General features: G+C 46.4%; 15 protein-coding genes. All 15 read left to right on the top strand.

Translation table 11 applies throughout. The features are described 5' to 3' along the window. The first annotated feature begins 578 nt into the window (after positions 1-578). Complete coding sequence (locus L696_RS0118140; protein ID WP_025684899.1) at positions 579-1670, top strand: AI-2E family transporter; 1092 nt, start codon at positions 579-581, stop codon at positions 1668-1670. A gap of 208 nt (positions 1671-1878) precedes the next feature. Continuing rightward, positions 1879-3108 (top strand): sensor histidine kinase, encoded by a 1230-nt coding sequence (locus L696_RS0118135; RefSeq protein WP_025684898.1) that lies wholly within the window; start codon positions 1879-1881, stop codon positions 3106-3108. Then, on the top strand, positions 3105-3755 hold the full coding sequence (locus L696_RS0118130; RefSeq protein WP_025684897.1) for a response regulator: 651 nt from the start codon (positions 3105-3107) through the stop codon (positions 3753-3755). The genes L696_RS0118135 and L696_RS0118130 overlap by 4 nt, the downstream gene beginning before the upstream one ends. Before the next feature lie 167 nt (positions 3756-3922). Beyond that, positions 3923-5347 (top strand): efflux RND transporter periplasmic adaptor subunit, encoded by a 1425-nt coding sequence (locus L696_RS0118125; protein WP_025684896.1) that lies wholly within the window; start codon positions 3923-3925, stop codon positions 5345-5347. Beyond that, a complete protein-coding gene (locus tag L696_RS0118120; RefSeq protein WP_025684895.1) occupies positions 5344-8454 on the top strand; it encodes an efflux RND transporter permease subunit in 3111 nt (1036 codons plus the stop codon). The genes L696_RS0118125 and L696_RS0118120 overlap by 4 nt, the downstream gene beginning before the upstream one ends. Before the next feature lie 184 nt (positions 8455-8638). Continuing rightward, positions 8639-8989 carry an Asp23/Gls24 family envelope stress response protein gene (locus L696_RS28805; protein ID WP_049827439.1) on the top strand — a complete coding sequence of 117 codons (351 nt, stop codon included), beginning with the start codon at positions 8639-8641 and terminating at the stop codon, positions 8987-8989. Between the two features lie 1069 nt (positions 8990-10058). Beyond that, the gene (locus L696_RS0118110) at positions 10059-11780 is read left to right on the top strand and encodes a sensor histidine kinase (RefSeq protein WP_025684894.1); all 1722 of its coding nucleotides are present in this window, start codon (positions 10059-10061) and stop codon (positions 11778-11780) included. Positions 11781-11893: 113 nt separating this feature from the next. After that, entirely contained in the window at positions 11894-13465 is a 1572-nt protein-coding gene (locus tag L696_RS0118105; protein ID WP_025684893.1) for a response regulator, read from the top strand. Between the two features lie 307 nt (positions 13466-13772). Beyond that, a complete protein-coding gene (locus L696_RS0118100; protein WP_025684892.1) occupies positions 13773-14693 on the top strand; it encodes an ABC transporter permease in 921 nt (306 codons plus the stop codon). Positions 14694-14711: 18 nt separating this feature from the next. Continuing rightward, positions 14712-15641 (top strand): carbohydrate ABC transporter permease, encoded by a 930-nt coding sequence (locus tag L696_RS0118095; RefSeq protein ID WP_025684891.1) that lies wholly within the window; start codon positions 14712-14714, stop codon positions 15639-15641. 76 nt (positions 15642-15717) lie between these two features. Then, positions 15718-17247 carry an ABC transporter substrate-binding protein gene (locus tag L696_RS0118090; RefSeq protein ID WP_025684890.1) on the top strand — a complete coding sequence of 510 codons (1530 nt, stop codon included), beginning with the start codon at positions 15718-15720 and terminating at the stop codon, positions 17245-17247. Between the two features lie 335 nt (positions 17248-17582). Next, positions 17583-19313, top strand: coding sequence for a glycosyl hydrolase 53 family protein (locus tag L696_RS0118085; protein WP_025684889.1), 1731 nt, complete (start codon positions 17583-17585; stop codon positions 19311-19313). A 680-nt stretch (positions 19314-19993) separates the two neighbouring features. Beyond that, positions 19994-23005: a glycoside hydrolase family 2 TIM barrel-domain containing protein gene (locus tag L696_RS0118080; RefSeq protein ID WP_025684888.1), complete on the top strand. Its 3012-nt coding sequence runs from the start codon at positions 19994-19996 to the stop codon at positions 23003-23005. Between the two features lie 132 nt (positions 23006-23137). After that, entirely contained in the window at positions 23138-25210 is a 2073-nt protein-coding gene (locus L696_RS0118075) for a beta-galactosidase (RefSeq protein WP_025684887.1), read from the top strand. Positions 25211-25340: 130 nt separating this feature from the next. After that, on the top strand, positions 25341-25565 hold the full coding sequence (locus tag L696_RS0118070) for a hypothetical protein (protein WP_025684886.1): 225 nt from the start codon (positions 25341-25343) through the stop codon (positions 25563-25565). The last annotated feature ends 134 nt before the right edge of the window (positions 25566-25699 follow it).

The following is a 25699-nucleotide window of genomic DNA, read 5'->3' as shown; positions in this document are numbered from 1 at the left end:
TCCACACTTTGGTGCAATAAATTTTCATAGTAGTTGCTAATTCAATTAATACTCCGAGACTATCAACTTCATTAGAGTAAGAATCAGAATCTGCTAAGAGGACTGTTATTTCTAACTGTTCCTTGACCCAATAAAGAAACTTAGAAAGCTTCGCACGAAGCTCCTTCTTGAAAGGACACAACCACACAGCCTGCAAGTGCGATCAATAAAGCTTGCCTAGTTTCTGGAAATTTAGTTTGATAATGAGTATGATTTTCTGGATTATGAGGAAAAATGCCTCAACAAATCTCTAATGAGTTTGCTGAGAAAAGATATGCTTAAGTATCCATCTAAAGATAGAGACCTTCCGAGAACCTTGCAAAAATTTTAAATAATTTGCCCAATCGTACATAAGGTTTATGCCCTTATGTACGATTTTTTATTTCAGTATTCGATTTAAAATGAATAGGAGAAATCAAAGTAAAAATTAGCAGGGTGTTAATAATGGAAATTTTCTTTTTATTATGTTAGAGGGTGTGGTCAGTTGAAGAAGTTAAAATTGTTCATTAAAAATGCGAAGGCAGGAGGGAATATTTTTAATGCCTAATCACTCTCCACAAATAAACAAGTTTTTTAAATGGTGTATGGGTATCATTTTTGTTCTCATCATTATATATTTGTGCACACTAGTCGATTTTTTATTTGTACCAATAACTTCGTTAATCAGCGTTGTCTTATTGCCATTAATGCTGTCTGTTTTTTTCTATTATCTTCTGCGCCCATTGGTAGATTTACTGGAAAGACATAAGTTAAACCGTTCTCTTGCGATCATACTCATTTATTTCGCCATTGCAGTCATTTTAGCTCTCTTTATTGTAGGTATTTGGCCTTCCATACGTATTCAAATGATCAACCTCGTGGAGAATGCACCCAGTCTATTTAGTGCATTAAGTAATAAGGTTCATGAATTAGAACAGAATGGGGCACTTTCTGCCATTTTTCCGGGCGACGTTAATCCACTGTCACACCTAACCGAATACTTGAACAAAGGTTTCTTTTTAGTTACGGAATATGTAACCGGATTGTTTGGTCTTGTTTCCAATGTTACAATCGCATTGTTTACGTTCCCTTTAATCCTTTTTTACATGCTGAAGGAAGGGGGGAAATTCGGCCGCAAATTGGTCAGTTTTGTTCCTAAACGCTTTCTAATCGCTGCAAATGAGGTTTTAGATGATATTGATAGCGCGCTTAGCAGCTTTATCGTGGGAAGGGTACTTATTAACTTGGCGCTTGGTGTGTTAATGTACTTAGGATTTCTTTTGATAGGACTGCCATATGCATTGTTATTAACCGTCGTTGCGGTGGTTATGAATTTCATTCCTTTTGTAGGTGCTATTCTATCATCGATCCCTATTGTTATTATTGGATTTATTCAGTCTCCGTCTGTGGCAATCTGGTCACTTATCGTTATTCTTTTGGCCCAGCAGATACAAGACAATATCATTTCTCCTTATGTATTCGGTAAGCAGCTAGACGTTCACCCTTTGACAGTGATTATTCTTGTACTGATTGGCGGAGATTTAGCAGGAATTACAGGAATAGTGCTGGCTATCCCTTATTATATGATTATTAAAGTAATAGTCAGTAAGGTATACTTACTTTTTTACAGAGAAAAATGGGAACATTTATGATTGATATTGACTATTTAGCATACTAAAATTCATTTTTGCCCAAACGTACACACGTCATCGCCCATGTGTACGTTTTTTTAACTTCATCATTTTGTAAAATGGCTTGAGAAATATTGAGAAATAGTCTTACTTATTTTTAAAAAAAGGTACAAAATGATAAAATATAAATATAATGCTTTTTTGTACGCATATAAGTTAGAGGTGAACTATGGGCAAACAATCCAATGAACAAGAGCAAGATGTAGACTTAAAGATCTACGATGGCGAAAATGATCGACTTAATATTTCCAGAGTTCCGATTATATTATGGATCGTTTTCATCTTTATCGAAGGAATGGTTATTCAAAATATATCTACACCATTACCATTTCGAAGTCTATTGTTCTCTCTGGCAATAACTTTGCATGTACTTTTGTACTGGCATGTTCGTAAAGTTCTACATTATGGTTCATGGATTTATTTTATTATTCAAGCCGGAATTATCTTTTCAAGCGCTTTTCTTCTTCCTGCCAGTTTCCCAATTGTACTGGTTGGATTAATCCCGATTTTAATCGGTCAAAGCATAGGTATATATTACCAAACAAAAAAAGTTGTATTGGTGTTTTTTGGTTTCTATCTTCTTTTTTGTCTTGCTATGATATGGCATCGCGATGGTGAGAACTCCGTGCTATTTATTGGGTTGCTCATTCTTATCGTTATTATCGTAGCTGCATATTCTATTCTTTTCTACAAACAAGTCAATGCGCGGATTCGTACCCAAAACTTTCTTACTGAGCTGGAGCTTGCACATCAAAAAGTGGAAGAGCTTACGTTAGCCAACGAGCGGCAACGCATGGCCCGGGATTTGCATGATACACTGGCTCAAGGTCTTGCTGGCCTGATTATGCAGTTGGAAGCCGTAGATGCCCATCTGACACAAGGTAGCTCACAGCGAGCCCACGAAATCGTTCAGCAGTCCATGTCCCAGGCACGCAAAGCTTTGGCTGACTCACGAAGGGCTATAGATAATCTGCGTTCAAAATCGGCTTCGGAAGTGGACTTTGCGGATGCGGTCCGGGAAGAAGCGCAGCGTTTTACAATGGCTACCGGCATTCGAACAGTACTGGACATCAAGATTAAATCCTCGGTATCCAGGTTGTTGATTGAGCATGGGCTACATATCATAAGTGAATGTCTAACGAACGTAGGCAAGCATTCTTATGCCAAGAACGTATGGATTAATATGTTGGATCAACAAGATAAAATTACTATGGAGGTCCGTGATGATGGAAAAGGATTTAATCCAGATCTCATTGCCAGACGATCAGGACATTACGGACTCATAGGCATTCATGAGCGTGCGCGTCTACTGGGTGGAACAATACAGATCAACAGCACAGCTCAAGAAGGTACGTCTATTAAAGTAGAGGCACCTCTTAGCAAAGGAGACATAGTATGAAATTTAAAATATTAATCGTAGATGATCATTGGGTGGTTAGAGAAGGGCTAAAGCTTGTTCTAGAGACAAATGACAGCTACGAGGTTGTCGGTGAAGCCGAAGATGGGGCAACAGCTCTTACCCTGATTGAGGAACTTCAGCCGGATGTCATCCTAATGGATTTATATATGCCGCAAATGAGCGGGTTGGAGACCATGAAAGCTTTAAAAGAGCGACAAAATGACACACCAGTTATTATCCTGACTACCTATAACGAGGATGATTTAATGATTCAGGGACTCTCCTTGGGGGCCAAAGGCTATTTATTAAAAGATACCAGCCGTGAAAATTTGTTTCGGACTATTGAATCCGCTTTAAGAGGAGAGACACTTCTTCAGCCGGAAATTACAGCTAGAGTTTTTGCTAAAACAAGTGAGAGAGAGGTCAAGACTGAGCTGCATGAAGATACTTCAATCCTGACCGAGAAAGAAAGGATTATTTTACAGTCTGTTGCACAGGGACTTAGGAGCAAGGAAATTGCGTTCGACATGGGGATTTCGGAGCGGACGGTGAAAGCACATTTAACGAACATTTACAACAAGCTCGGTGTGGATTCCCGATCCGAAGCGGTAGCCGTGTCTTTGGAACGAGGCATTCTGCATCTTTAAAATTGGTAAATAAAAACATATATTCATTTCGGATTTGCCCAAACGTACATGAGGTGCTTGCCCTTATGTACGATTTTTTTTTTTGTTAACTGTTGTACCATGAAAAGAGAAAGAATCCAGTTAATCTCGTAGATTGCTGGTAACCGCTTAGAAGTAAGTCAAGGAGGATGAAATTGTTGAATAGAACACGAATCAAAATGCTAGTCACGGGAATAACCCTCGCCATGGTGGTTTCCGGTTGCTCGAGCGCTTCGGAGAATACTACTGCAAAATCTGGTCAGCCGGTACAAATTCAAAAAGTAAAGATGCAGCCTTTGGCTAATGAATTTAATTTGGCGGGAACATTGCAGGCAAGCAATCAAACTGCGGTTTCCTTTGAAGCGGATGGACGTATTTTAAATACAACGGTTGAAGTAGGGGATCGGGTACATAAAGGGGCAGTCCTCGCGAAATTGGACACATCCACTTATCAACTGCAGCTTGCGAGGGCCAAGGCAGCTATGGATCAGGCGAAAGCCGGTGTTAGTCAAGCAGACGCTTCTGTTCAATCGGCACAGGCGAGTATTCATACTGCACAATCCCAGATTAATTCAGCCCAATCCAAATTACGGGAATTAAACAATGGTGCCAAAAAACAGGAAATTGTACAGGCGCAAAATGCAGTTACGGCGGCTACCAATACCTATAACAAGAAAAAGGCAGATGCCGCCAGGACGCAAAGCCTATTTCAGGCAGGGGCAGTATCATTAACGGAAAATGAGAATGCGCAGCTTGAATTAACCAACGCACAAAAAAGTTTGAGTGATGCGCAAGAGCAATTGTCCCTTTTGCTTGCAGGGGCTTCCCAGGAACAGCGTGCACAAGCTTCGGATGGTGTAGATCAGGCCAGGGCAGGGTTGGAATCGGCTAGGGCTACTCAGCAACAAGGGCTAGCCAGTAAAGCTCAGGCTCAGGCTTCCTACAAGGATGCATTGGTCGCTTATGAGCAATCGGCTTTGGCGCTTAAGAAAACCACATTAACATCCCCTATAGCTGGTGTTGTGATTGAGAAAAAGATATCTGATGGGCAGTTGGGCTCCAGCGGAAGTGAAGCGTTTATTATCGGAAATATCAGCACTTTAAAAGTACTTCTTCCCGTACCGGACAGCGAAATCTTATCGTGGAAGAAAAATCAAAAAGTAAATATATCACTTTATAATGAAATTAGAACAGGGACCGTTACTCAGATCTATCCATCGACTAACTCCAAAACGGGAAGCATCAATGTGGAAGTTAGCATTCCCAATCCTGAACTGAATTGGAAGCCTGGTCAAGTCATTAGTGCATCCAAAAGCATGAATCAAATTGAAGCGCTTTTAGTGCCCGTAGAGGCTGTAATTAGTACGGGAAATGACCCGTATGTCTTTAAAGCTGTAAATGGAAAGGCCGTTAAAACAGCGATTAAACTGGGGAAGGTGACTAATAATCAGCTCGAAGTTGTCTCTGGGCTACAGGCAGGCGATCAAATCGTTACGCAAGGTGCAGGAACCCTATTTAGTGGTGATTTAATTGGGAATGATGTACTTGGGAAATCGGAGGAGTCGTCCGAATGATTAAATATATCGTTAAAAAACAGAAAATCACACTTATTTTCTTTGGCATGTGCATTTTGCTAGGGATTTACAACTTTGCATCGTTACCTAAACAGGAGATGCCTGACGTTATTCCTATGTCAGCCAGTGTTACAACTGTGTATCCAGGGGCCTCACCTGAAAGAATCGAACAAACCATTACGAAGATATTGGAACAGAAAATCAAAGAAGTGCAAGGTGTCAAAACGATTTCTTCCACTTCGTCAAAAGGCCAATCCAGTATAAGTATAGAAGCTTTGAATGAGGCGGACCCGACAAAAGTGTGGGCTGATCTTCGTACCAAAGTACAGGATGCACAGTCTGAGCTTCCGGACGATGCGATGCAGCCCATTATCAATGATAGTATGGCAGGCTCCTTCATCGGGTCATACGCAATCACTTCTGATAAAGCTGAGAATCTATACTCGTTAAATGAATTGATGAATAAATGGAAAGATCAATTAAAAACGGTCCCAGGTATTTCAAAAGTTAATATTCAAGGAATTCCAGAACAAGAAGTACGAATAAGCCTGAACACTCAAAAAATGCAGCAATACGACATCTCCTGGGAACAGGTCGTTCAAGCCATTAAAAATGAAAACGATAGAGTACCTACAGGAAGTCTGGATTTCAATCAGCGTACGTATCAGTTGACGGTAGATGCTTCAACTGATCCCAATGTTTTAAATAACGTTCAGATTTCAAGCAACGAAGAAGGGTTCCCTATATCCTTGAAGGATATCGGTGCAGCCTCGCTTGTTTTTAAAAAAACGGAGAGTTATACGTATGTGAATACCAAGCCTGCTATTTCAATCAGTTTGAGTGGAGATACAGGCACAGACGTACCAACGGTATCCAAAGCGGCAACAGCCAAAATCAACGAACTTGCGAGTAGCTTACCTAAAGATGTACATTTTGAACTACTCTTCGCTCAAAATGATCGTGTAAGTGAAATCTTTGGTAATCTGTCCAAAGAGATGATGATTGCTATTGCATCGGTTATTGTTATTTGTACATTAGGTTTAAACTTGTTGACTTCTGCATTCGTGGCGTTGGCTATCCCTGTTTCTATTGCCATCGGTTTTATTGTCTTGCCGATGACAGGAACGACACTGAATCAAATTTCAGTCATCGGATTAATCATCGTACTGGGGATACTGGTTGATGATGCCGTTGTGGTAAACGACAACATTGAACGCCGACGCTCTGAATTTGGGGAAGATGCTACGGAGGCGGCAATTAAAGGAACGAAAGAAGTATCCTTATCGATCATTACAGCCACGCTGGCTACAGTTGCAGCATTTGCCCCGCTTTTATTTCTGCCGGGCAATATGGGAGACTTTATTAAACCGATTCCTACTGTAATTTCGTTAACGATGCTGGCCTCCATGATTATGTCGCTTACGATCATTCCTATTTTCCGTCAATGGTACGATAACCGACATAAAGGTAAAGAACGTAGCAAAACGACCAAGCCTCCAGGGCTCCTTGGCAATCAAATTCAGTCCCTCTCTAATGTATACGCTAAAAACTGGATGCCGAGAATACTGCGTCGACCACTTTTCACTGCGCTTATTGGTCTTATGATTGGTACGGCAGCTTATGGACTGCTTGCTATTGTGCCCATTCAATTATTTCCTGAATCGGACCAACCGGATGCCACAATCAACGTAACGATGCCAGAAGGAACGTCGTTGCAGGCAACCAATCAGGTTATAACTGAGATTGAGAACTGGGTTAAAAAGCAGCCAGAAACAGAACATCTGGCAGCAACGGCAGGTGGTGGAGCACCTCAAATGTACAGCGATATAGTAGCCGGTAGTGGCTCCGTGGGCGCGGTACACGGACAACTTGCTGTTGTTGGTAAAGAGGGAGTCTTTGATATCAAAAAAACAGTGGATAGCTGGACAAGTACGCTGCAAGCCAAATATCCAGCAGCATTAATAAGTATACGTGTTCCTCAATTAGGTATCCCAGTCGGCAGTGCAGTGTCTGTCCGTATTAAAGGAGAAGACCTTGGTAAGCTGCAAACGATGACCACAAAAATAAAAGAAATCGTTGCGGGGACTTCTGGAGCTGTAGATGTGACCGATAATATGGGGATGCAAAGCTATAATTTGAATTTTCAAGTCAACCAGCAGGCCTTGGATAAATATCAGGTCAACTATTCCAACTTAACCCGCACTTTGTTGCTAATGGGTGACGGAGTGAAGGTCACGGACTTTGACACGGGTAAGGAACTGCTGGATATCAATATGTACATGGATAAACCTAACCATGATCCTGAGGTGTTATTCCAACAGCTAAGTGTCACTAATGCGGGAGGAGAGCAGATCCCGTTATCCCAGTTAGCCACGATGAAACCGGACTTTTCCATTCAGCAAATCCACCGCTATGATTTGGAACGGACGGTAACGATCTCAGCCAATGCAAAAGGGCGCACGGCTACGGAGCTCACCCAGGACATCCGTAGCAAGCTTACAAGTACACATTTCGATTCGGGGTACACTTGGGAAATGGACGGGGAAACATCTACGCAGTCCGATTTGTTTAAGGATTTAGGCAAATTAGCCGTTATCGTTGTTTTTCTCATTCTGCTCTTGATCACCATGCAGTTTTACTCGGTTTCCACACCGATCATTATAATGACGACTGTGTACCTGGCAGCAGCAGGAGGAGTGCTTGGTAGCTTTATTACAGGTATGCCAATCGGCTTTATGAGTATCATGGGTATCATTTCCCTTGCCGGTATCGTCGTGCGTAATGGTATTGTATTGATCGAGTTTATTGAAGATGCACGGCGTGAAGGCGCCGAATTAACAGAAGCCATCTTAATGGCATGCTCTGCCCGTTTCCGTCCGATCTTGCTCACCTCGCTAACTGCGATCGTCGGAATGATACCGATTGCTACGATGGGAGAAATTCTATTCAAGCCATTGGCAGCGACCATTATATTCGGACTGATTTTTTCAACCATTTTAACGTTGTTTGTAGTTCCGACTCTTTATATGGTTGTAGCTCAACTGAAGCTGAAACGGAAGCATAAGAAAGAAATGCATACAAACAACGATAGCTCATTGTCTTTGTAACGGATAGAAAAGTGAAAGACCATAGCTTTGCTTGAGCACCTACCCGATCGTACATTAGCCTCTTACCCTAATGTACGATTTTTTTCTTATATGAGTGTACTACAATGAACAGTAAGGAAAAAAAGTATTAAAAAATCAAAAGCAGTAAAAGCAAATTTTATACGATGCCAAAGGAGAGAGTCGTATGACTGAAAACGAGCAGCACGGTCGCATTCTAATATCAGATGATGTTGTATCCCAAATTACTGGTGTAGCCGCATTAAAGACCCCAGGAATTTCAGCAATTTACGGAGGGTTTTCGAAAGAAGCAAACAAACGTATGAATGAAAAAAATATTAAAAAAGGAATTTCAGTAAAAATTAGCTCGGATGAAACAACTATTGATCTAAAAGTTGTCGTTGATTACGGATGTCTTATCCATGAAGTGACCAGAGAATTACAACAAAATGTAATGGAAGATGTGATCAATATGACAGGGTTATCCATCGTCGTGGTGAACGTGAGGGTGGAGGGAATTGCTATTCAAAATCGTTAACTTTGTGAAGGATTCAAACCTATATTCCCGTTCTATATTAGTCCTTATATTGCTCTTGATAATGAATTACAGTGGACAACATTTGCAATGAATTTAATCAATAGATTTCCTGATCCAGTATTTTTATATATCACGAGAAATCCGACTATCCAAGAGTGGGAAAGAACTCAACAAAGTGAACACTTTGAGTATTAAGGTTAATTATTACGTACAATTACGGGAAACTGTGAGAACCTTTTAGATCATAGTACAGAACCATTGGATGACTGTGAATAAATGCTATAGATGAAAGAAAGTTTTGGATTTTTTTGGGTATTGTTCTTTATACAAGCTGCTTACACAAGCAAAAGAATATGCATTTTACTCACTTGTAACAACTTTATTGTCTGTAGAGAGCAAAAGCAATATAATGCATTTAATATAATATATACTCAGGTTTTGAAATCAGTTTGAGGAGTGCTGAAAGCAAAATTAGACCTGCACGCCCTTCGCAAGTGATCGGCGAGATCGAAACCCGAATTATCGCGCTGGGAGGGGAAACGATTCGGACAACGTTAAAAAACAAAGCTTAAGTCTCACTTGAAAAAACAGTGGTGCATTCCTGCCAAATCCAGTAGCGAGTTGTAGCTCGGATGGAGGACATTTTGGAGACCTAGGCCCTTAATGTTAGTAGCAGAAAACCTATAAAATACATTATCGCAGTAAGAATGTGTAGATGTAGCCTTCAGGGTTATAACGCTTACCGAGAGGTACGTGGGAAGAAGAGTAAGATACGAACCGAACGGAAGAAGCAGCAAGTGCAGCTATGGACTTGGCCGTATTAAAACACACCTTCAAAAGACCAGAAAGACCGACATTGGCCTGCAACTGCTGGTTGTAATATGCGATCCGTTCAGCAAGCCCTAAAGATCTTTACAGGAATATCTCTATAGTTCTAAAGACCGTTCTTCATTAAGAGGAGAGGTCAGGATTATCTGGCGAAACCAGCGATCACGGAATCGAATAGAACTTGTGGTTAGAACATGGCCAGATTTATTATTAGAACGAGGAATGAGAAAGGAACTTACTGGTGAAATCATATGTGCCTTTTACCTATAAAATGATGGTCCCCTACTTGCTGCTAGTGTTGCTTACGGACGTGTTGATCGGCTATATTTCGTATTCGATGCTTGTTCATTCGCGGACGGAGATGGCTGAGACGAATATTCGGACTGGTATGGAGCAGACAAGGAACAATATTCTTTATCAGATGGACGAAATTCAGCGCATGTCCGATTCGCTGTTCGGCAGCCTAGCGTTCCAGCACGCCATTCAGAAGAAGGGAGATCCGCTGGACATTTACTGGACGATGCTGGACGAGATCATCCCGCAGATGACAGCGCCGCTGCAGCTATCTGGGAACGATATTCGCCTTATGCTTTATACACTGAACAGCGATTTGAACATTGTGAGTGGCGATAACCTCGCGGAGCCGATCGCGCAAAACGATTATTATATCCTGCCGTTCGGTGAGATTTCCCATGCCGAGTGGTTTCGTTCGCTTCAAGCCACGGAACGGGACAACATCTGGCTGCAAATCGATACCGACAGTAAACTTGGTAATATATCACATTTTCGCCGTTTGGTATCGTATGCCGATTATAAGACCGAAATCGGCTATGTGCGTATCACCGTGTCACTCGAAGACCTGTTGGGCGATTTCGTGGCCTTTCCACTCGAAGAAGGGATTACGCTGCGTCTGGTCGACCGTTCCACTGGCATATCGCTTTACCATCGAGGAATGGCCGAACAAAACGCCTCGCGCGAAGCGTATCTAAGCCTCCTGGAAGAGATCCCGGGTACTGATTTTGTAATCGAGACGCTGGTGCCCAATTCGTACTTGTCAAAGGATGCGGGTAGGTTACAGCGAATCATCATCACCGTATGTGCCATTAGCTTTGTTGTCATGGCCTTCATTGGCTATATCGTCGCCCGCCTTTCCGGGCGTAGGATGTCGAGGATCGTCAACCTTGTTCGTTCGTTCCAGGAAGGGAATTTTCTAAAGCGGATACAATTCTCCGGCAATGACGAGTTTGTACAAATCGCCGATGCGTTCAATGTGATGGCCAGTAGTATCCAAAAATTAATCGATAGCGTATATATCGAAGGCATCCAAAAGAAACAAGCTGAGCTGGAGGCCTTGCAAGCGCAGATCAATCCTCACTTCCTCTATAACACGCTGTCGACGATCGGAAGCTTGGCGAATCTCGGAGAGACGGACAAGGTGACGGAGATGGTGCAAGGGCTCTCCCGTTTTTACCGTCTCACCCTCAACCAAGGCCGTGTCTGTATTGAGCTGGAGAAAGAGCTGGAACAAGTAACGACCTATCTTGCGATCCAACGGGTAAAATATGCGGACGCGTTTACGATGCATGTTGATGTCGAGCCCGATATTTTGCAGGTGCCGGTCATTAAGCTGATCCTGCAACCCTTCGTGGAGAACGTCTTTAAGCACGCTTGGTTCGGAGATACGATCGCGATCCTGATTAAGGCGTGTCGTATTGGCGATCTTATCGAGCTGAAGGTCATCGACAACGGCATTGGCATGAAACCCCATACGTTGGAGCGATTGCTAAACAACCCGAGGCAAGAGGGCGGTTATGGTGTCAAAAACGTCGACGAGCGCATCAAGCTGTTATACGGAGATGCTTACGGCGTCCAGATCGCAAGCATTTATGGAGGAGGAACGACGGTGCGGATTCTGCTTCCGGCTGGGCAGCAGGATGGGCAGGGCGGCGAACCACGGCAGTAACCGTGAATTTGTATCCGTTTTCATTGAAGACCGCTATGTTGTCCTTCGGGGGGAAAAGGTATGATACATTCAGGCATAGTGTGTAAATGAGTGAAACGACCGGAGGCATGTACATGAGTGTTAATCTGTTGCTAGTTGATGATGAAGTGGTCGACCTCGAATGGCTACGCCGACGCGTCCTTGAGAGTGGGCTGAATGTCCGCGTAGCGGGCACGGCCCATAGCGGTTTTCAGGCATTGAAGCTCATGGAATCCGAACCGATCGACTTGATCTTATCGGACATTCGAATGCCGATCATGACGGGAACCGAATTCGCCCGGAAGGCGAAGACGATCCATCCGAAGGTTAAGATCGTATTTATTAGCGGCCACGAGGATTTCGGCTACGCCAAGGAAGCGATCGAGATCAATGCTTCAGGGTATTTGCTGAAGCCGGTCGAAGACCAAGAATTATTTCGCATACTGACGGAGCAGGTCGCGAAAATCGAGCAAGAACTGGAGCAGGATCGTTCCTTTACGGAAACCCTGTCGCTCGTGAACGAAGAGCTACTCCTACGGTGGTTTGAGGAACGAACGCCCGCGCCGGCCACATCGCACGTTAGTGGCGTGCTTGCGCATTATTTGGAGAAGGGGACGTCCGTGGCGCTCGTGGAAATTGACGACTTAGAATGGAAGATGCGCAACCTTCCGCTGGAAGAGCAACGCGCAGAGATTCGAAAGATCAGCCGGACGATCAAGACATTTGCAGCGGACATCAGGCTCGGTACCGTCATCGAGGGGCAGGGAAACCGATTCGTGATTCTTGCAGCCGTGCCGGAGTCCAGGTTCAATAGCTTGCTTAAGGAGCTTGTCGAACATGTGAATCGAAGCACTTCTCGCACGGTCACGATCGGCGTCGGTCGTAACGCATCCAACGAGACGGAACTCCACGAGTCTTTTCGACAGGCGCTGGCGGCGCTTGGCGCCAAATGGCTGCTCGGCAAAAATCGAATCATTCAAGGAGTGATCGAGGCGCATTCCCAAAATACGCCGGGCAAGTGCATGGAAGAGAAGGTCAATCGAATGCTTGAAGCGATCTTGGACTACGATCTGGTCACAATTGACGACTGTTTGATGGAGTTGCTTCAACAGGATGTGACACTGACTGGCAAGGAAGGCGTGTACGCGCTTATCATACGTATGACGTCCAAGCTGCATGCCGATCTTCAGCAGCGAAAAGAAAATTTATACGAGCTGCTGGAATGGGAATCGCGCCAACCAGACGTACTGTTTCAATTCGAGACGGTGCATGACATTCTGTCTTGGCTTCGCAGGGGATTCTTCGAGCTGTCTGAGATGCTGTACATCAAGGGACAAAGGCAGATGCGCAAACTAATTGAAGAAATCATGCGATACGTGGAGAATAATCTGGAGAAGAAAATTACGCTTAAGGAAGTCGCGGCGCATTTAGATTTTACTGCGAACTATTTGGGCCAGTTATTCAAAGAGGAGACGGGCACACATTTCAGCGATTACTTGATCGGCCTAAAGACGGATCGTGTGTGCGAGCTGCTCAAAGACCCGACGAAGAGAATTTATGAAATCGCTGATCAGATGGGCTATAAGAATATAATTTATTTCAACCGGAATTTCAAGCAAGCAATGGGCATGACGCCGGGCGAATACCGCAAGAAGCACAAAATTTGATAGCTATATGGGTGATTGAGGTCCCGGTCGAATCATGACCGAGGGTCTTTTTTTTCTACGCCTAATCAATGAACTCACTGACCTTATTTTAAATGTGTATTAGATAATTAGGCTTCTTTTGAAATCTCTGTTGCTTGGTTCCAGCCGGCCTTGTTAATCAATGGGGCAGTGTAGTTTTTTTATGGAGGTAAACGGCACGGTTCGACAGATCGGTGAAAAAGTATAGTTTTTTGTTGCTTGGCTAAATTTTCAAGGCCTATAACGCTCGCCTATAATGGGGACAAAGAGGAGAGAGGAGAGGGAGCATATGAACCTGCATGGATTTTGGAGCGATGTCAGGAAGTATAAAACCCTGCTACTGATGCTCACACCAGGCGTACTTTTTATTTTTCTGTTCGCCTACGTGCCTATGGCGGGAATCGTATTGGCGTTCAAGCAATTCAACTTCGATGGCGGTGTATTCGGGAGCCCCTGGAATGGTCTCGATAATTTCCGGTTCCTTTTCGAGTCAGGTGACGCCTGGCGCGTAACACGCAACACCGCGCTTTACAATATCGCGTTCATCGTCGTGAACAACGTAGTGCAAATCTTTGCCGCGATCCTGCTGTTCGAGGTGGGGGGGAAGTGGTTTCGAAAGTTGACTCAAACGGTGTTTTTCCTGCCTTACTTCATCTCGTGGGTTGTCGTCGGCGCCATTGCATTCAACTTATTTAGCTACGACTTCGGGTTTATTAACGCGATGTTGACGAAGCTGGGCATGGAGCCGATCGACATTTACAATACCCCCGCGTATTGGCCGTTCATTCTGATCATCGTATCCACATGGAAGGCGTTCGGTTACGGGACGATTATGTATCTGGCTACCATCACGAGCATCGATACCGAGATGTACGAGGCGGCGGAAATTGATGGGGCCAACGTCTTCCAGCGAATCCTGAAAATTACTGTGCCAAACCTGTATCCAACAATGATTATCCTGGTGTTGCTGGCGATCGGCAATATTTTTCGTGGGGATTTCGGGATGTTCTACAACATGATCGGCAACAACGGTCTCTTATTCTCAAATACAGATGTCATCGATACGTTTGTCTTCCGCCTGCTGATGAGCTCAAATGAGATCGGCATGTCGGCCGCAGCGGGCTTCTACCAATCGTTGCTTGGCTTCGTGACCATCATGATTGCCAACTACGCGGTTCGCAAATACGATAAAGACCGTGCATTATTCTAAGAGAAGGAGGAAATGCCCATGTCTACGATAAATACGAGCCCAGTCGCCCAAGCGGTAGGCAGAAGACGCGTGTCTGCCGATCGTGTATTGCTCAATATTATCGGTTACGTCTCGCTTACTATTCTGGCTTTGTTCTGCATCTTGCCCTTTATTTTGATCGTGTCCTCCTCGTTGACAGAGGAGAAGAGCATTATTGAGAATGGCTTTCAGTTGTTTCCGACGGTCTTCTCGATCGAAGCGTATAGTATTCTGTTCAAATATCCCTCACAGATGATCCAGGCTTACGCCGTCACGATCGGGGTGACTGCCATCGGGACGGTAGTCGGGCTGTTTTTGACCGCAATGACGGCCTATGTTCTGGCTAGGAAGGATTTCAAATGGCGAGGAACCTTCTCGTTCTACTTCTTCTTTACGACACTGTTCAACGGTGGGCTTGTCCCCTGGTATTTGCTCGTTGTTGAATACTTGCACCTGAAGGATACTTTTCTGGTATTGATTCTTCCCTTATTGATGAATGTGTTTTACATCATTGTCATGAAGACGTTCATGAGTAATATACCAGAAGCGATTACAGAATCCGCTAAAATAGACGGAGCGGGCGATTTTAGGATCTTTATCGAGCTGATCATCCCCTTGTCGAAGCCGGCACTGGCGACCATAGGATTGTTCATCGCGCTTGGTTACTGGAACGATTGGTATAACCCGCTGCTCTTTATCTCGCAAGAGAATTTGATGCCGCTGCAGTACTATCTTTATCGCATGCTTGGGAATATGGACGGCATGCGCAAGGCGATGATGGAATCGGGGGCAGTCGTCAATTTAAGTATCCCGACCGAAAGCTTGAAGATGGCGATGACCATTGTAGCGACAGGACCCATCCTAATCGCGTACCCGTTCATTCAGCGTTTTTTCGTCAAAGGCTTGACTGTTGGTTCAGTGAAAGGATGATCTCAGGGCAACTTGGTTATCAATAGCATGTCCGTTCACATCAATGCCATTATCTGAATTAGGGGGAGTATGGATCATGAAACAAAAGAAGAGGAATGCCATGTTGCTTCTTGTCATCGTGCTGTTGCTTAGTACGCTACTTAGCGCATGCGGTGGTAACAACGGAAATTCGGGGGACGGGAACGGTACAGACGGCGCGAACGACGGCACGGTTAAACTGAAAATGCTGCTGCTGGGCGCCAAGCCGGCGGATTACGACGAAGTGTTCGGTGAGGTGAACAAACTGCTGAAGAAGAAGATCAACACGACAGTCGATGTCGAATTCCTCGACTGGTCCGATTGGTCGCAGAAATATCCACTCAGGTTCGCAGCGAAAGATGATTTCGACTTGGTGTTCACGGCGAACTGGGCATTTTATTCCAATCAGGCGCTGAATGGTGGCTTCTACGAACTGACCGACGAACTGCTGAAATCCAATGCACCTATGACATGGAAAGCGATGCCGAAGCTCTCTTGGGACCAGGCGAAGATTAAGGGCAAGCTGTACATGGTGCCGAACAACAACCAAGAAATTATGGACAAAGTTCTGCTAATTCGTGAGGACTTACGCAAGAAGTACAATCTTGAGCCAGTCACCAGTCCCGAGACGTTTGCCGCCTACGCGAAGACGATTTCGAAGAACGAAAAAGGGATGAGCGGCTTCGCCGCAGCGGCGGGCGGCGGGTATAAATGGAACGAGCTGGATAATGTGCTGCTCGAGCAGTATAACGAATGGAAACTCGTAGATCCGAACATCCCGTTCGCTTATAAGCTCGACGATGCAACAGGCAAAGTTTTTAACGTTTATGATACGCCGGAATTCAAAAAGTTGCTCCTTTATTATAAAGACTTGGCCGATAACGGTGGTTGGTCCAAGAACGTTGTCAACAGCAAGAACGACGTTTGGCAGGAAATGAAGGCTGGCAAGGCCGCATCGTACAAACGCAATCTCGGATCTGTGGGCTTCGATTTGGCCGAGGCTCGTCGTGCGCTTCCTGATGCCGACATGGCTATCGCCGATCTCACCCCGAATCAGAAGAAGACGGCTTCCATCTCGACGCAGAATGGCATGGCGGTTCATGCGACGACCAAGCATGTAGAGCGTTCCCTAATGGTGATCGACCTATTGCAGAACGACAAGCAAATTCATGATTTAACGATGTACGGCATCGCAGGCAAGCACTACGAGCCGGTCGGCGACGACAAGTTTAAACCGGGCGCGAGCCAAGCGAATTTCACCGGTTTCTCCTACTGGGGGTGGAATTCGGCACTCAATCGGACGGATGCTTCCTACCCTCAGGAAGCGACGAATATGGAAGTTGACTGGAAGAAGAAAGTTTATCACTATCCGCTTGAGACGTTCGTGTTCGACGACCAGAAGGTAAAGAATGAAATGGCTAGCATCGGCAACGTGATGTTACGATACGGCGTTCCGTTAGAGTACGGCCTGGTTCCGGATTTGGAGAAGGGTCAAGCCGAGCTGATCAAACAACTTAAAGTTGCGGGCATCGACAAAGTGCAGGCGGAACTGCAAAGCCAGATCGACGCCTTCTTAGCAGGGAAATAACGTAAAGGGGGAGTCATTCCCTCTTTCTTTTTTCAACGAAAGGCGGGTACAGCAATGGCAACTTTCAAATTTTTAAAGGGATCGATATCTCGTTTGTGGACGAAATCGAAGCGGCAGGAGGTACGTTTTGCGAGGACTGGGTGCAGGACGACATGCTGCGATTAAAGCGGAGCGCGTGAGTTGATCAGGTTGCGAATTTAGAACTACCCGAATCGGCGGATTCTGAAATCCCAAGCGGACGATCCAGTTGACGTGGAACGGGATGTGATCCATAGAGGTTTGTGAAAGCGCTTCAATACAGATGTGTTGATGCAAATAAACAAGGAGGTAGTACAATGATAAATAGAATAATTGCTATGATTCTTACGTTTGCAATGATTATATCCATGACAGCCTTTATCTTACCGATAAAGGTAAGCGCTTCATCTATCCCTGACTCGTTCGCCAAAGGCGCAGATATCAGCTGGCTGCCACAATTAGAGGCCCTGGGTTATAAATTCTATAATGATAATGGGGAAGAGCAAGATCTTCTTCAGATTTTAAAGGATCACGGAATTGATTCCATAAGAATACGGGCTTTTGTTGATCCGTCTGATGATCCTTCCAATGGTCATTGCAGTACAGAAGAAGTAGTTGCATTAGCATCTCGTGTAAGCGCCCTCGGATTTAGGGTTATGATTGATTTACACTACAGTGATACTTGGGCTGACCCGGGAAAACAGATAACACCTAAAGCATGGGCCAACGATAATTTAGATCAATTAAAAGTACATGTATCGGAATACACTTCTGAGGTGATGAATGCTCTAAAAGTAGCAGGCGTAACACCAGAGTGGGTACAAATCGGGAATGAAATTAATAATGGAATGATGCATCCGTTGGGGGAGTATAGCAATACGTCCAACCTCGTTCAACTGATTCAAGCCGGATCGAGCGCAGCCAAAGCGGTTTTTCCTGGGATTAAGGTTATCATCCATAGAGCAAGCGGAGCAGAAAATGGCGTTGAACCGTTTTATGCCGGTCTGGTTGCAGCCGGTCTTAAAGATAGCGATTATGATATCATTGGCTTATCTTATTATCCGGATACGGTTTTTACTTCCTCAATTAATGAATTAACTGAAAACATGAATAAACTCGCAGAAAAATATAGGAAGGAAGTCATGATTGTTGAAGTCGGGGGGGAAGTTGCCAAGGATGCTGATAGTGTTTATAACATGCTTGTAAATGTTCAAAATAAATTACATGCAGCTCCGAACGATTTGGGAACGGGTGTATTTTATTGGGCACCTGAGGGGAATTATTTTGGGTATCCTAAATCTGCATGGGACCCGGACGGTACGCCCTCATTGGCATTAGATGCATTTATTGACGGTGCTGTTGAAAATAATCGGTATCCTGTGCAATCTTTAGCTCTGGATAAGCACACCGAAACGATTGAAGTAGGTGCTACTAGTAAGCTAAATGCTATCATCAATCCTGCTAATGCAACCTATAAAGGAATTACTTTTACGAGCTCAAATCCTGATATCGTAAAGGTACATCCTTATAATGGGACTATTTCCGGACTTGCTGTTGGGACAGCAACCATATCGGTGGTTTCATATGATGGGGGTTTTACTGACTCTTCCGAAGTTACTGTGGTGCCAAGCACAAGTTTGATTCAAAATCCTGGCTTTGAGATGGGATTAAAACCGTGGAAGGTTACTGGGGATACAGAGGCGGTTAGTACAGATATTGACGTACACTCCGGCACATTAGCATTACACTATTGGAGACCAACAGCCACAGAATTCAAAGTTTCCCAAACTATCACAGGGATTAAAAATGGCACCTATCAATTATCTGCTTGGGTCTACGGCGGAGGAGAAGAAGAGATATCTGAGATTTTTGCTGGAGGTAAGAGGAAGAGTTTTACAAATACCGGACAATGGTCTAATCCAACAATAGATAATATTGTAGTTACAAATGGAACTCTGACTATTGGCGCCCATCTAAAATTTCCCGGCGGGCAGTGGGGAAACATTGACGACTTCAAACTTATTAAGAAAGCCGATGCTGTAAAGTAACAAGATCTTTGGATCTAAGCTAAAGACATCGAAATTAAGTTATTGGAAAAATGTGTCCCCATTCCTTGGAATGGGGACTGTTTCTTTCGTTTTGACTCATACTATTCGAAAGGTACTTTTTACGAGCAAGAGGCACAAGATTTGAATAGCTGCATGTGTGAGCGAGACCCCGGTTGAATCATAACGGGGTTTTCTGTTTTTTGTTCTGAGGGAAAATACATGGTTCGACAGATCGGTGAAAAAGTATGGGTTATTGTTGCTAGGCTAAATTCTCGAGACTCATTACGCTAGCCTATAATGGATACATAGCGGAGAGAGGAGAGGGAGAGCATGAACCTGCACAGATTTGGAGTGATATCAGGGAGAATGAAACCCTGCTTCTAATGCACACGCTGACGCCTATCGCGATCGGGTATCAGATGTTTCCGCTGGGTTTTCCGTCGATATCATCCTGTCGCATTTCAATCATGCTGGATGAGTTACCGAATACAATAAAATCGTATCGACGGCAGAGGCTTATGACGTGGTGCTGGCTCACCACTGTTCACTCCGTGCCGATCGCTTTGACTGCTTGCCTGCAAGTAGATCAATAGGCATTCATTATAACAAGGCAAGTATCGATTATAAGGACGAAGCGTGGACGAGTGGTGAGCGTAAAGGACGAAAGGGCGTGGAGGATTATGGTTAAGATCGAGTCGTATTGGGAGGACTTGGGTATAAGGCAAATCAATCGCGAAGAATCCAGGGCGTATTTTATTCCATATGGGGATACGCGGCGGGCGATGGAGGGGAAGCGAGGGCGATCTCCCTTTTACCAAACGCTGAACGGCAGCTGGAAATTCCGCTATCATGCCAGTGTACAGGGGGTTGAAAACGGGTTCTATGAGGAAGGTGCGGATGTCGGCGGATGGGACGATCTTCTTGTTCCTTCCTGCTGGCAAGTGAACGGGTACGACCAGCTGCATTATACAAACATCCACTATCCTTTTCCGTATAATCCGCCGTATGTGCCGGACGACAATCCGGCGGGGGTCTATGTCAGGGACTTCAATGTGCCGGTTAACTGGGAGGAGAAGAAGCCGTTCATCGTGTTCGAGGGCGTGAACTCATGTTTTTACCTATGGGTCAACGGCCAGTTTGTCGGCTACAGTCAAGGAAGCCGGATGCCGGCGGAATTCGATCTGACGGACGTCTTGCGAACGGGATCGAACCGGGTTACCGTCATGGTCTTAAAGTGGTGTGATGGTTCGTATATAGAGGATCAGGACATTTGGCGATTTTCGGGTATTTTCCGGGACGTCTATTTGCTCGCACGCGATTCGCATTACATTCGGGATGTCTACAACAAGCAAGAGTTGGCGAGCGATTTCAGCTGGGCTGTGCTGAACTGCGAAATCGAGACGATTGGCCCTGTTGGCGTAAAAGCGGAACTACTTGACACGGACGGTAAGCAGGTCGGCTTCCAATCGGCGGCGATCGACGGGAAGGGTATACTAGCGTTCCATGTCGAAGCGCCGGTGCTGTGGAATGCGGAATGTCCTTATTTGTACCAGTTACTCGTATACTGCGGACAAGAAGTCCTCCGATTCCGCGTCGGCTTCCGCAAAATCGAAATCAAGGACGGCGTCTTTCGGATTAACGGACAGGCCGTCAAGCTAAAGGGGGTCAATCGGCATGACTCCCATCCCGAGCTGGGACAGACCATTCCCGTTTCCCACATGGTTCAAGACCTTGTCTTAATGAAGCGGTATAACATCAACACGATTCGGGCTTCACATTATCCCAACGACTCGAAATTTTTGGAGCTTTGCGACGAATACGGATTTTACGTCATCGACGAGGCGGACTTGGAATGCCATGGGGTGCTGCCCGCGACGGGAACCTACCATGCCTTGACGAAGAATCCAGCCTGGCGGGACAGCTTTGTCGAACGCGCGGAACGGATGATCGAACGGGATAAAAACCACCCGTCCGTCATCATTTGGTCGATGGGGAATGAATCTGGTTTCGACGCCAATCATATCGCGATGGCGGAGTGGGCGAAAGTGCGCGATCCATCCCGTCCGATTCACTACGAAGGTGCCGCACCACGCCATCAAGGCAACACCGAAACGAGGTGTTTGGACATGGATAGCCATATGTACGAATCGATCGAGTATATTGAGAATTATGCGAAGGACGAAACGGCTACGATGCCGCTCTTCTTATGCGAGTACAGCCATGCGATGGGCAATGGCCCCGGGGATTTGAAGGATTACTGGGACGTCATATATAAATACCCGAAGCTGATGGGCGGCTGCGTCTGGGAATGGTGCGATCACGGGATTTTGACGCGGACGGAGGACGGCACACCTTTCTTCGGCTACGGAGGCGACTTCGGGGATCTGCCAAATGACGGAAATTTCTGTATTGACGGACTCGTGTCGCCGGACCGCGTGCCGCATACCGGTCTGCTCGAGCTGAAGCAAGTGATCGCTCCAATTCGCGTGGAAGCAAAGGCGCTTGCGGAAGGAAAGCTCGATGTCACGAATCTCTACGACTTCATCGACTTGTCCCACGTCATCTTTCATTGGAAGGTCGAGAAGGACGGTCAAGTCGCGGGGCAAGGCCTGCTCGAAGGGCTGTCGACGAAGCCGCACGCAACGGAAACGATATCGATCCCGGTATGCTGGCCTAAGGAATCGGAGAGCCGTTATTTCCTGACGATCTCATACCGATTGAACCGCGATACGTCATGGGGCGGCTTGGGGCACGAAATTGCGTTCGAGCAATTCGAGCTTCCCGTCATCCAGAAGAAAGTAGACGTCGTTTCCGTTGACCGGACCAGCATCTCGGCGCGAGAAGAGGATGGGATACTGACGATCGAAGGCTTCGATTTCGTTCATCGCTTCGATTTATGCAAGGGAGCATTCACGGCGATTTCTCGGCACGGCGTGCCGCTTATCCAAGGTCCGGTCGGCTTCACCGTATGGCGCGCACCGACCGATAACGACCGCTTTGTGAAAGCAGAGTGGCTTGAGGCCGGATTTGATCGGGTGGTCACAAAGGTGTATCGCGCGGATTGGAAGCAGGAGGACGGTTCGGTCACCATTCAAGTCTCCTTCTCATTGGGCGGCCATAGCGTACCGACCATTCTCTCAGGAAACGCTGAATGGACGGTGTTGGCGACAGGGGAAATTGCGCTGTGCGTAAAAGTGAACGTGAAGGAGGACCTGGTGTATTTGCCTCGCTTCGGGCTTCAGCTCACGATGCCTGCCGGCATGGAGGAAGTGGAATACTTCGGACTCGGCCCGCAAGAGAGCTATATGGACAAACGTCGAAGCGTAAAGAAAGGGTATTATCTGACGACAGTCGATGAGATGTTCGTTCCTTACATTAAACCGCAAGAAAACGGCTCGCGGTTCGGAACGGAGTGGGTCACGGTATCCAATGCACTAGGCATGGGCCTTCGTTTCGAAGGGAATGAGGTATTCTCGTTCAATACGGGGCATTATGGCATGGACGATCTTGCGGCTGCGGTGCACCTCCATGAGCTTGCCAAGCGCAAGGAAACGTTTGTCCATCTCGATTACAAGATGAGCGGGATTGGATCGAACTCTTGCGGTCCGGAGCTGCTCCAGCCATATCGCCTGGATGAAAAAGAAATTGAATTCGGTTTGCGCATCATTCCGGTGTTTAAAGCAGACGAATAACTATGCCAGCCTAGCAGCACAAATACGATAAGTTCAAACGGATTCGTTCGATTCCAGGATCTAGCTGCATTTTTGTAGGTAGATGCCCGATTTTGTCCATAATTCACCATTACACGAGGAGAGATAGACGCTATGAAGAACACGCAAGTATTTCCGCCCGTCAGCGACAAGCTCCCCGTCATGATGCACGGCGCCGATTACAATCCAGATCAATGGCTTCGTTATCCGGAGGTGCTCGAGGAAGATATCCGTCTGATGAAGCTTTCCGGCTGCAACGTTATGTCGATTGGCATATTCGCATGGGCCGCGCTCGAACCGACGGAAGGCACGTTTACCTTCGATTGGCTGGACCAGATGCTCGAGCGCTTCGAAGCGAACGGTATTTATGCTTGGCTGGCGACGCCGAGCGGCGCACGTCCGGCTTGGATGTCGGAGAAGTATCCTGAGGTTCGGCGGGTCGAAGCGAATCGCATCCGCAACCTGCACGGCATGCGTCACAATCACTGCTACACATCACCGGTTTACCGCGAGAAGACTTCCATCATCAACCGGAAGCTGGCGGAGCGTTACGGCGACCATCCGGCGGTCGTAGGCTGGCATATTTCCAACGAATTCGGCGGCGATTGTCATTGCGACTATTGCCAAGACGCCTTCCGGGAGTGGTTGAAAAATAAATACAGTACGCTTGAGGCGTTAAACCATGCGTGGTGGTCGACGTTCTGGGCGCATACGTACCTTGATTGGGGGCAGATTGAATCCCCTGCTCCGCACGGCGAATCCGCAGTACACGGCCAGAATCTCGACTGGCGCCGCTTCGTGACGGACCAAACGATCGATTTCTGCCGGTACGAGATCGAAGCGATACGGAAAGCAGGGTCAGCGTTGCCGGTCACGACAAACATGCATATGTTCGAGGGTTTGGACTACCGTAAATTCGGAGATTTGCTCGACATCATTTCCTGGGACGCTTACCCGACGTGGCATGAGCATCAAGACAACGCCAAACTGGGAGCATTCGTCGCGTTCTATCACGACCTGTTTCGTTCTATCAAGGGGCGGCCGTTCCTGCTGATGGAAAGCACGCCGAGCCTGACCAACTGGCAGCCGGTCAGCAAGCTAAAGCAGCCGGGTATGCACAAACTGTCTTCGTTGCAAGCCGTGTCGCACGGCTCGGATTCCGTCCAATACTTCCAATGGCGCAAAAGCCGCGGCTCCAGCGAGAAATTCCACGGCGCGGTCGTGGACCATGTCGGTCACGAGCATACGCGCGTCTTCCGCGATGTCACGGAGCTTAGCCAGACGCTGGCGAGATTGAGCGAGGTCGTTGGGACTTCGACGCCCGCGCAAGCGGCAATCCTGTTCGATTGGGATAACCGTTGGGCAATCAAGGATGCACAAGGGCCGCGCAACATGGGTCTCCATTACGAAGAGACCGCGTACGCTCAGCACCGCGCGCTGTGGTCTCACGGCGTGCCAACCGACGTCATCGGCTCCGAGGACGACTTCACGCCGTACAAGTTGATCGTCGCGCCCATGCTATATTTGTGCCGGGAGGAAACGGGGAAGAAGCTAGAACTTTTCGTCAAGAATGGGGGGACGCTGGTCGCGACGTACTGGTCCGGCATCGTTGACGAGCATGATCTTTGCCACCTCGGGGGTTTCCCGGGACCGCTACGCAACACGCTTGGCATTTGGGCGGAGGAGATCGAGGGCTTGTACGACCATGATCGCAACGGCGTCGTATTGGCGGCGGACAATCCGCTCGGGCTGGCAGGAACATTTGAATCGCATGAACTTTGCGAGCTGATCCATACGGAGGGTGCGGAAGTGCTTGGCGTCTACACGGACAGTTTTTATGCAGGCCGTCCCGCACTGACGGTGAACCGACTGGGCAAAGGCCGCGCCTATTACATGGCGACCCGCTTCAAGGACGATTTCCTGGACGCATTCTATGGCCGATTGACTGAAGAGGCCGGCCTGGAGCGGGTAATCGATACAAAGCTTCCTCATGGCGTTACGGCGCAGGCGCGGACGAACGGAACGGCCGACTTCGTGTTTATCCAGAATTTCGGAGGCATGCCGCAGCGCGTCGAATTGGACGGCCGGTCCTACACGGATATGGAAACCGGCGAAGCGGCGGGTGATGTCGTCGAGCTTGGTGCAAACGGCATTCGTTTGTTGAAACGGCAAGCGAAGTCCTGGTAATAAACAGTTCAAGAGAGAACAGCTATGTAAATCTCACTGGTACCCCATGCCATAGCCTCTTTGCCGTATACTTCATTTAAGGATGTTAGCACGGTGAACATCAAATACGCTAGCACAGGGGCAGGCACACTTGAAATTAGAGCCGCCAGTAGCTCGGGTCCTTTTAAGAGGCAGTTTATCAGCCACCATTCCAGTTGAGAATACAGGTAGCCTCACAACTTATAAGCTTACGGAAAAAAGTCAAAATGTTATTTCTTCTGAGGGGCTAGCCGGGGGACGCGTTAATGGAAACTATATGATATATATTGTATTTAAAGGATCGAATGAGGCTTCAAGAATGGGGCTTCAAGAATGAGGCTTCAAGAATGAAGCTTGAATATTTAAACATGAAGTAACGTGGTAAGTTATTCACGTTCACCTTAGTTAAGTAAATAGAATGAAAGCCCGCCAGATCAAATCACTGATCTGGCGGGCTTTCATTCTAATAAA

The sequence above is a fragment of the Paenibacillus maysiensis genome, from assembly GCF_000520815.1.
In the GTDB taxonomy this organism is placed as follows: Bacteria; Bacillota; Bacilli; order Paenibacillales; family Paenibacillaceae; genus Paenibacillus; species Paenibacillus maysiensis.
Note: the sequence above shows the minus strand (reverse complement) of the source record. Positions and strands in the feature narration are given on the sequence as shown.

What these genes read in the sequence shown, in the direction of transcription:
- L696_RS0118135 (WP_025684898.1), top strand. Translation starts at nt 1,879, where the DNA reads ATGGGCAAACAATCCAATGAACAAGAGCAAGATGTAGACTTAAAGATC.
- L696_RS0118080 (WP_025684888.1), top strand. Translation starts at nt 19,994, where the DNA reads ATGGTTAAGATCGAGTCGTATTGGGAGGACTTGGGTATAAGGCAAATC.
- L696_RS0118125 (WP_025684896.1), top strand. Translation starts at nt 3,923, where the DNA reads ATGAAATTGTTGAATAGAACACGAATCAAAATGCTAGTCACGGGAATA.
- L696_RS0118090 (WP_025684890.1), top strand. Translation starts at nt 15,718, where the DNA reads ATGAAACAAAAGAAGAGGAATGCCATGTTGCTTCTTGTCATCGTGCTG.
- L696_RS0118130 (WP_025684897.1), top strand. Translation starts at nt 3,105, where the DNA reads ATGAAATTTAAAATATTAATCGTAGATGATCATTGGGTGGTTAGAGAA.
- L696_RS0118095 (WP_025684891.1), top strand. Translation starts at nt 14,712, where the DNA reads ATGTCTACGATAAATACGAGCCCAGTCGCCCAAGCGGTAGGCAGAAGA.
- L696_RS28805 (WP_049827439.1), top strand. Translation starts at nt 8,639, where the DNA reads ATGACTGAAAACGAGCAGCACGGTCGCATTCTAATATCAGATGATGTT.
- L696_RS0118140 (WP_025684899.1), top strand. Translation starts at nt 579, where the DNA reads ATGCCTAATCACTCTCCACAAATAAACAAGTTTTTTAAATGGTGTATG.
- L696_RS0118085 (WP_025684889.1), top strand. Translation starts at nt 17,583, where the DNA reads ATGATAAATAGAATAATTGCTATGATTCTTACGTTTGCAATGATTATA.
- L696_RS0118075 (WP_025684887.1), top strand. Translation starts at nt 23,138, where the DNA reads ATGAAGAACACGCAAGTATTTCCGCCCGTCAGCGACAAGCTCCCCGTC.
- L696_RS0118100 (WP_025684892.1), top strand. Translation starts at nt 13,773, where the DNA reads ATGAACCTGCATGGATTTTGGAGCGATGTCAGGAAGTATAAAACCCTG.
- L696_RS0118120 (WP_025684895.1), top strand. Translation starts at nt 5,344, where the DNA reads ATGATTAAATATATCGTTAAAAAACAGAAAATCACACTTATTTTCTTT.
- L696_RS0118105 (WP_025684893.1), top strand. Translation starts at nt 11,894, where the DNA reads ATGAGTGTTAATCTGTTGCTAGTTGATGATGAAGTGGTCGACCTCGAA.